7 protein-coding genes are annotated in these 8,694 nt (G+C 41.6%); 4 read left to right on the top strand and 3 right to left on the bottom strand.

Features of this window, described 5'->3' with window-relative positions; translation table 11 throughout:
* From WBJ10_RS03155 to cphA, 3 genes are all read right to left on the bottom strand, one after another.
* Positions 1 to 152 (bottom strand): DUF5687 family protein (locus WBJ10_RS03155; protein WP_424288102.1); only part of this gene is annotated, 152 nt, incomplete at its 3' end.
* A 69-nt stretch (positions 153 to 221) separates the two neighbouring features.
* A complete protein-coding gene (locus WBJ10_RS03150) occupies positions 222 to 1,502 on the bottom strand; it encodes a replication-associated recombination protein A (protein ID WP_424288101.1) in 1,281 nt (426 codons plus the stop codon).
* 10 nt (positions 1,503 to 1,512) lie between these two features.
* Positions 1,513 to 4,128, bottom strand: coding sequence for a cyanophycin synthetase (cphA, locus tag WBJ10_RS03145; protein WP_424288100.1), 2,616 nt, complete (start codon positions 4,126 to 4,128; stop codon positions 1,513 to 1,515).
* A 335-nt stretch (positions 4,129 to 4,463) separates the two neighbouring features.
* On the opposite strand from cphA, the gene WBJ10_RS03140 reads away from it, so the two are divergent.
* The 4 genes from WBJ10_RS03140 to WBJ10_RS03125 all read left to right on the top strand — a co-directional run.
* Positions 4,464 to 5,375, top strand: a complete 912-nt coding sequence (locus WBJ10_RS03140; protein WP_424288099.1) for a cyanophycinase — start codon at positions 4,464 to 4,466, stop codon at positions 5,373 to 5,375.
* Positions 5,375 to 6,223, top strand: a complete 849-nt coding sequence (locus WBJ10_RS03135) for an isoaspartyl peptidase/L-asparaginase (protein ID WP_424288098.1) — start codon at positions 5,375 to 5,377, stop codon at positions 6,221 to 6,223. Before WBJ10_RS03140 ends, WBJ10_RS03135 begins: the two co-directional genes overlap by 1 nt.
* 107 nt (positions 6,224 to 6,330) lie before the next feature.
* Positions 6,331 to 7,419 carry a tetratricopeptide repeat protein gene (locus WBJ10_RS03130; RefSeq protein ID WP_424288097.1) on the top strand — a complete coding sequence of 363 codons (1,089 nt, stop codon included), beginning with the start codon at positions 6,331 to 6,333 and terminating at the stop codon, positions 7,417 to 7,419.
* A 46-nt stretch (positions 7,420 to 7,465) separates the two neighbouring features.
* A partial coding sequence (locus WBJ10_RS03125) for a PDZ domain-containing protein (protein ID WP_424288096.1) occupies positions 7,466 to 8,694 on the top strand: 1,229 nt, incomplete at its 3' end.

Raw genomic sequence — 8,694 nt, 5'->3', positions numbered from 1 at the left:
AGGATCTGGTCCATGAAAAAAGCAACTACCAATACATTTAGCAGAAGGTAAATGATGAGGATACCCATAACGATCCTCATAGCGATACTCTTACCTTTATTTTGAGATCTCCAAAAAGCTGTCCACTGCTGAGATAGGAAAGTTAAAGTCATATAGGAAAATTAACAAAATTCTATGTCATTACAAGCCAGCCCGGGAAATTGAATATGATACATACTAATCTAGTATTTGTATTTGCCTTTCCACAGGGACTTTAAGCGTTCACGCATCTTGTCTTCCGAAGCGTTTTTACCTGGATCGTATAACAAGGTGCCGCTAAGTTTTTCGGGCAAATACTCCTGGGCGGAGAAGTTATTCTCATGAGAGTGGGAGTATTGATAATCTTTTCCGTAACCAATATTTTTCATCAGATTGGTTGGTGCATTTCTAAGATGTAAAGGCACGGACTGGTCACCTGTACGCGCAACCAATTCCTGAGCTTTTCCTATTGCTTCGTAACTGGCATTGCTTTTAGCTGAAGAAGCGAGATAAGTAACAGTTTGAGATAAGATAATCCTCGACTCAGGGAAACCAATAATGCTAACTGCCTGAAAACAGCTATTTGCCAAAAGAAGGGCATTTGGATTTGCGTTACCAATATCTTCAGAGGCTAAAATCAACAGCCTTCTTGCAATAAACAAAGGGTCTTCACCTCCGGCGATCATGCGGGCAAGCCAGTAAACGGCAGCATTGGGATCACTGCCACGAATGGATTTAATAAATGCTGAAATTATATCGTAGTGTTGTTCTCCAGCTTTATCATAAATGGCCATGTTCTGCTGCACATGTTTCAAAACAAGCTCATTAGTGATAGTTACTTCAGATTTGTTAACTGCATTTATAACCAGTTCAAGGACATTCAGCAGTTTTCTCGCATCTCCGCCTGAAAGGCGCAGCAGGGCTTCGTGTTCTTTTATTAAAACCTTTTTATTCTGAAGATATTGATCCTCTTTGAGGGCTTTGTTTAAAAGCTCTAAAAGGTCGCTTTCTGATAGATGCTGTAATATATAAACCTGACTTCTCGACAAGAGTGCTGAGATGACTTCAAATGAAGGGTTCTCTGTTGTGGCACCCACAAGTGTGACAAGACCGCGTTCTACTGCTCCCAGCAGAGAGTCCTGCTGAGATTTTGAAAAACGATGTATTTCATCAATGAAGAGTATCGGCAGGTTCTCGTTTCCCTCTTTCAATCTGGAAGCTTTTTCAATCACCTCACGGATATCCTTTACGCCTGAATTTATCGCACTCAGACTAAAAAATGGCCGGTTAAGCCGTTTTGCTATAATGAAGGCCAGCGTAGTTTTCCCTACACCAGGGGGCCCCCACAATATAAGTGACGGTAAATTACCGGTTTCAATCGCCAGTCTCAATATGGCATCTTTTCCCACCAGATGCTTTTGTCCCACATAATCGTCGAGGCCTTGCGGCCGCATACGTTCTGCCAAAGGGGGAATTGTTGCCATATCCTAAAGATTACAATCCTATTTCCTTATCCTGATAATCCTGAACCAGTCCAACCGCGTCGTTGACAGAATCTCCAATCATCGTTATAAATGATCCAGGTTCAGCATTCTTTACAGCATAATCAAACGCCGGTTTACTTTCATTTATAACCTGAATTGCGATATCCGGTTTCACCTCCTTCAATCCTTCTGTAAGAAGACCTACGATGTTTTCCCTGGTCCGTCCGCGTAAATATTTTTCCTGGCAAATAATAACATCATCAAACATTTGTGCCGAAATTCTGCCGACTTCACGCAAGTCGTCGTCCCTCCTGTCGCCTGTGCCCGAGATAATACCCGTACTGCGTTTTATGTCAAGTGTCGCCAGAAATTCTTTTATCCCATTTAGACCGTCGGGATTATGTGCAAAATCGACCATGATTTTGAAGTCTTTGAGATCGAAAATATTCATTCTCCCAGGCGTTTGAGCTGCGGATGGTATAAATGTTTCGAGCGATAAGCGGATATCTTCAATTTTGAAACCCCAAACGAACGTGGCCAGGCTGGCCGCTAATGCATTTTGGGTCATAAAGCCTACGGTACCATTAAAGGTAATTGGAATGTGTGTGACTTTTTCAATCCTAATCTTCCAATCGCCTTTCATAATCGTGATATAACCGTTTTCATACACGGCTGCTATTCCTCCTTTGCGGCAATGTTCCCTGACAACTGGATTTTTCTCGTCCATTGTAAAGTAGGCTAAATTGCAATGCACATCCTTACCGATGGCCACACAATATTTATTATCGGCGTTTAATATTGCCCATCCATCATTTTTAATAGATTTTACAACTACCGCCTTAACTCTCGCCAGGTCACCTAATGTATTTATGTCGGATATTCCAAGATGATCCTCCTGAATATTTGTAATGACGGCAATATCACAATGGCCGAAACCAAGTCCCGAACGCAGGATTCCTCCCCGTGCAGTTTCAAGCACAGCAAATTCGACTGTGGGATCTCTAAGCACGAACTCGGCACTCATTGGGCCGGTAGTATCACCCTTTAGAAGCATTGAATTCTGGATGTATACCCCGTCTGAAGTGGTAAATCCAACCCGGTATCCGTTATTCTTAACGATGTGAGCGATTAAGCGGGTGGTGGTTGTTTTGCCATTTGTACCTGTAACAGCTATAATTGGAATCCGCGCAGATTTTCCTGGAGGATAAAGCATATCGATCACCGGTGCTGCAACATTTCTTGGGAGTCCTTCGCTCGGTGCCAGATGCATTCTAAAACCAGGTGCCGCATTAACTTCCAAAACTACCCCTCCATTTTCGGTTAGCAGTTCGGTAAGATTTTCGGCCATAATGTCGATGCCGCAAATATCCAGGCCAATAACGCGGGCGATACGCTCGCACATAAAAACATTTTGAGGATGGACAAGGTCCGTGACATCAATTGAAGTTCCGCCAGTACTTAGATTGGCTGTCGACTTCAGGTAAACGATTTCCTTTTCTGTAGGTATGCTTTCGAGAGTATATCCCCTTTTCTCGAACAGGTCTAATGTATCCCGGTCAACGGTAATTTCTGTAAGGACATTCTCATGCCCGTATCCTCTGCGGGGATCACTATTTTCGGTATCTATCAGGTTCTGTACGGTATTTATTCCATCTCCGATCACATGGGCAGGTACACGCTGGGCTGCAGCTACCATGCGATTGTCGATGACTAAAACCCGGAAATCATGGCCGGTGATGAAACGTTCCATGATCACGCGATGTGAATATTTTTGAGCATAGGCAAATGCCTCTATAGCTTCCTCACGCGTTTTTACATTTATGGTAGCCCCTTTTCCGTGGTTCCCGTTCAGGGGTTTAAATACTAATGGAAATCCAATTTTCCCCAGTGCTTCTTCCAGGTCTTCTAGTGAAGAGATTGTTGATCCTTTAGCTACCGGTATAGCCTGTTCGGTGAGTATGCGCTTAGTTTCATCCTTATTCCCGGCCAGATCAACAGCAATGCTGCTCGTCTTGTCAGTCATAGTAGCACGGAACCGAACCTGGTTTTTGCCATATCCAAGTTGTACCAGGGAACTGCTGTTTAAACGAATGAAAGGGATATTACGCGATACTGCTTCATGAACTATGGATGCGGTGCTAGGTCCGAACCGTTCTCTTTCTCGCATCTTTTTCATAGCCATGATATCGGTTTCGATATCGTACTCCTCTCCATCTACAAGTGCCTGAGCGATCTTTACAGACGCTTCGGCTGCATATACGCCCACTTTCTCTTCAATATAATTAAATACTACATTGTAAATGCCGGAGGTTTTAGTTTCGCGCGTTCTGCCAAAACCCGTTTCCATTCCGGCGAGTGTTTGCATTTCAAGGGCAATATGTTCGATGACATGGCCCATCCAGGTACCCTCATCCACACGCTCTAAAAAGCCTCCCTCATACCCGGGTGAGCAACGGTGGGTGTACAAGCTTGGAATTAATTTCTCGATTCTCTCCCGGAATCCTTCAATTTTATTTGTGGGCCTTTGTTCGAGTTCTTCGAGATCTAAACGCATTTGTATCAATTTCCTTCGACGCACAGACCAAATGTTTGGACCTTTTAAAACTTGTATACTTAATATTTTCATCGTAAATGTTCGTAAATTTTATTTGTCATGGATATGCTGCCCAAAGTGGAGATGTCCCAAAATTCTAAGAATAGCGGGTCTCCGTAATATCAATATCGCTCACACTTTGTTCTTGGAATGGTTGTTGGAGTTGAATCAGTATGAAAACCACTTTCAAGATATAAAGTTTCAGCAAATTATTAAATTTTACGGCTAATAATTAACCGGAAAGGTATAATGATTCTGGAAGTAAAATAACCCTCCGGGTAGAATTGTGGAAAAGTTTAATAAGTAATGTTTAGACTTATAATTCAAGAATATATATTTAGGCTTTCGTATGACAAATATTAAGTACTATGGTTCCAAAGGGCAAGCTCGTTATTATTGGTGGTGCAGTTGATCTGGGAAGTTCACTCAATTATAACGAAAATATAAGCCATCCCCACTATATAAAGTTCTTTGAGCAGGGAATACTAAGGCGCGTAATTGTTGAATCTGCGAAAGCAGAAAATTCTATAGTTGAAGTTATTACCACCGCTTCCCAAATTCCTGATATCGTAGGGGCTGAGTATATAAAGTCATTTAATCAGTTACAGGTAAATAATGTTAATGTACTTGATATCAGATCGCGTACAGATGCGGCGAACAAAGAATACCTTGACAGGATAGCCAAAGCCGATGTTGTGATGTTCAGTGGCGGCGATCAGCTTAGGCTTAGTTCTATTTTCGGGGGCACGCCATTTCTGCAGATCTTAAAAAAGCGTTACCACCAGGATAATTTTCTTATTGCCGGTACCTCCGCCGGGGCGGCTGCAGCATCAACAAACATGATTTATCGCGGGAGTAGCAGCGAAGCTCTGGTTAAAGGAGAAGTCCAGATAACTGCTGGCCTCGGTTTTGTTGATTCGGTAATTGTAGATACACATTTCGTTCAGAGAGGCCGAATAGGACGTCTGTTTTATGCTGTTGCCAGTAATCCGGGGATGTTAGGTATTGGTTTAGGCGAAGACGCCGGACTGTTGATAACAGATGGGAATTGCATGGAAGCCATAGGATCCGGACTGACCATACTGGTTGATGGCAGATATATTAGTGAAACGAGCATTTATGATGTTGAAATAGGGTCCCCAGTCTCGATAGACGGATTAAAAGTCCACGTGATGTCTCTATTTGATAAATACGATCTCGAGAAGCATAACCTGGAGATCAGAAAAGCTTTGAAGGTTGAAGAGGGTGTTTTCTTAAAGGTAAAAGACTACGATAACTAATGAACTCAAAAATAATAATACATGGTGGGTTTTTCAGCGAGTCGGGAACCAATAACGAAGTAAAAATTGCAAAACAGGAGGCGCTGACTGAAATAATAAAAAAGTCTTCAAGCTATTTAAAAACTCACTCAGCCCTGCAAACAGTTATATATGCTGTATCGCTTCTCGAAGATTGCCCTTTATTCAATGCCGGTCTCGGATCCCAAATACAGAGTGATGGTAAAATAAGATTGAGCGCAAGTCTGATGGATGGGAAAAGCCAGAAGTTTTCGGGAGTAATAAATATCGAGGATGTTAAAAATGCTATCCAGGTGGCAGAAAAATTGATGTCAGAAGAAGATCGCGTATTAAGTGGAAGTGGAGCTTTGGAATATGCGAGGCAAAATGGTTTTGAATACTTCAATCCCGAAACACCTCAGCGAAGGAAAGAGTACGAGGAAAAATTAAATGCCTCTATCGGATTAGGTACGGTTGGATGTGTAGCTCTCGATAAAGATGGTAACATCGCTGCAGGCACCTCTACAGGAGGTAAAGGATTTGAAATTCCAGGCCGCGTCAGCGATTCAGCAACCGTCGCCGGTAATTTCGCTAATAGCTCTGCTGGGATTTCATGTACAGGCGTTGGCGAGGACATTGTAAGTGCCGGGTTGTCTGTTAAAATAGTTACCAGGGTAACAGATGGGATGAGCCTTGAGGATGCTTCCAGAAAATCATTTGAAGAGTTAAAGCCTTATGATGGTTTTGCCGGCATTATTGGGATTTCCTCTACAGGTGAAATTTACCATTGCGACTCTCATCCTTATATGGTTTGGGCGGCTTATGACAAAGAAATGTCAGTTTTTAGCTGAAAATTCCGTTCTTCATAATTTTAAAATTCTTCGTACGTTTGATAGATTCAGTATGATACTGAATTAGAGATCTTTAATATTCGCCTGCTAAATAACTAATTCTCGAGATGAAATTCAAATTACTGGTCTTTTTGGCTATTGCACTCCTGACGGTTAGTATTCCCGGTTCGGCATCAGTGAAAAATATCAATACGCGTGGTGGTGAACATTGGAGTGTTCTCCCTACGACTTCAGTTTATGATTCGCTTAAGATCCAGGTGAAGAAAGTTGCTTTGTCCAATAACCAGGATGCCTTAAAAGAATTTATTAATGCATTGCAGTTTAGGGAATTGTTAAAAGCTTCTGATATTCCCTTGCCGGCCTATCCAATTTCAGCGGGAATATTTGACGGGTCGAAGGTGTCTGATTCACTTAGTGCAGATGACCAGCTTTTGTTATTATACAGGAGTTTAGGAGATCGTAAAGCAGAAGCGGGGATATTAAGTTCGATAGGTACCAATGCGGCGGTCGCGGGGAATTTAGATAAGGCTTTAATGTTTTTTCATGATGCCTTAAAAATAAATAAGGAAATAGAAAACAGGCAGGCTGTGGTTAAGAATTATTTCAGCCTGGCCAGAATATATAAATACAGGGAAGATTTTCCGGAAGCTATAAAATACAATGAGCTTATACTGGAAGAAGCGTTGATTAATAAAAATAATCGCCAGCTGGGCGAGGTGTACCTGAATCTCGCTAATATATGGACTTCCCAGCGTAGATATAAAGAAGCTGAGGCTATCATCATGAATAAGGCATTACCTTTGTTCGCATATAAGATCCACGATAAGATCAGTTTGATGAAGTCTTTTGATCAATTAGCCGATATCTTTAAACAGCAAAAACGTTTTTCAGAAGCCAAATGGTTTTATATACAATCGAACTCGGTTGCCAGAAAACTTAATAATTCAAGTGGTATAGTAAATTCCCTGGTCAGCCTGGGGCACGTGAAAATGTCTATCGGCGACCATCAGCTTGCTCTCACTGATTTTAAGGAAGCTGAGCGACTTTCTTTGTCAAACAAATACCAATTCAAATTGGTTGAGATTAAAGGGGATTTGTCGAAAGTTTATGCTGCAATGGGGAACAAAACTGCTGCCAGCTCTGCTTTATCAGAATTCACAATGTTGAAAGACAAAATTTTAAGCAGTAACCCGTAAGACCTTCACAAGCAAGTCCGCTTAGGGGCTTCTGCTTTACACAAACATGTTACATCCTGGAGATATCAAATCGATCTTTACGATGTTTATATTTAAGATTTGGTACCAATTAGATACCTTTTATTCTGCAATGGATTTTAAATCATTTAAAGAGATGTTAAAAAAAATATCGCTGGCTTTTTTACTTGTTGCGGCACTTGCCTGCCAGGCTGATCCGCGAATTACAGCTGTGGTTTCACCAAATGACCTGAAACCTGAACTACAACAATCTGTGGAAGCTAAGTCGGTTGTGGAGCTTTTAGAAAACTTTCATTACAAGAAAGTTGAAGTAGATAACGATCTGTCATCCCTGATCTTCGATGATTATATAAAAGCTCTTGACGGGGCAAAGAGTTATTTTCTCCAAAGCGATATAGCGGATTTTGAAAAATACCGTCACACACTCGACGACGATCTGCGTACAGGAGACCTTAGTGTTCCTTTTTATATATTCAATGTTTACCAAAAGCGTTTTAATGACAGAATTGATTATGCATTGAAGCAGATTGATAACAAATTCAGCTTTGCATCAAATGAGATTTATGTCTATGATCGGGAAAAGATGCCTTGGTTTGCAACTCAGGCTGAATCAAACGCTCATTGGGCTAAAAAGATTAAGTACGAAACCCTTAATTTGAAGATTACGGGGACTGACGATTCTAAGATCGCTGAAACCCTAAAAAAGAGATATGAAAATCAGGTATCTCAATCTACAAAGTTCAATAATCAGGATGTGTTCCAGATTTTCATGAATTCCTTTACGGGATCTGTAGAAACTCATACCAGCTATTTTGTGCCCACCCGAGCTCAGGAATTCAATGAGGATCTTGCCCGTACTTTTGAAGGTATTGGGGCACGGCTGCAGCTAGAGAACGAGGTTGTTAAGATTGCTGAAATTATTCCCGGAGGACCTGCATTTAAAGCGAAAACTCTGGAAGTTGGTGATCGCATTATAGCCGTTGCTCAGGGGAATGGCGAATTCGTAGATGTTATCGGCTGGAGACTCGATGTTACCGTTACAAAAATAAAAGGACCAAAAGGTACTACTGTTCGTTTAAAAGTCATTCCTGCTGGACAGGAAATGAGTTCCACTCCAAAAATTGTTACGCTGGTGCGGGATAAAGTAGTTTTGGAAGATCAGTCGGCGAAGAAAATTACTAAGACAATCACTTCCGGCGGTAAGACGTACAAAGTTGGTATTATCCAGCTTCCGGCATTCTATGCAGACTTTAGAGC

This window comes from Daejeonella sp. (genome assembly GCF_049655485.1).
In the GTDB taxonomy this organism is placed as follows: Bacteria; Bacteroidota; Bacteroidia; order Sphingobacteriales; family Sphingobacteriaceae; genus Daejeonella.
The sequence above is the reverse complement of the archived record's forward strand: the minus strand, read 5'-3'. Positions and strand labels throughout refer to the sequence as shown.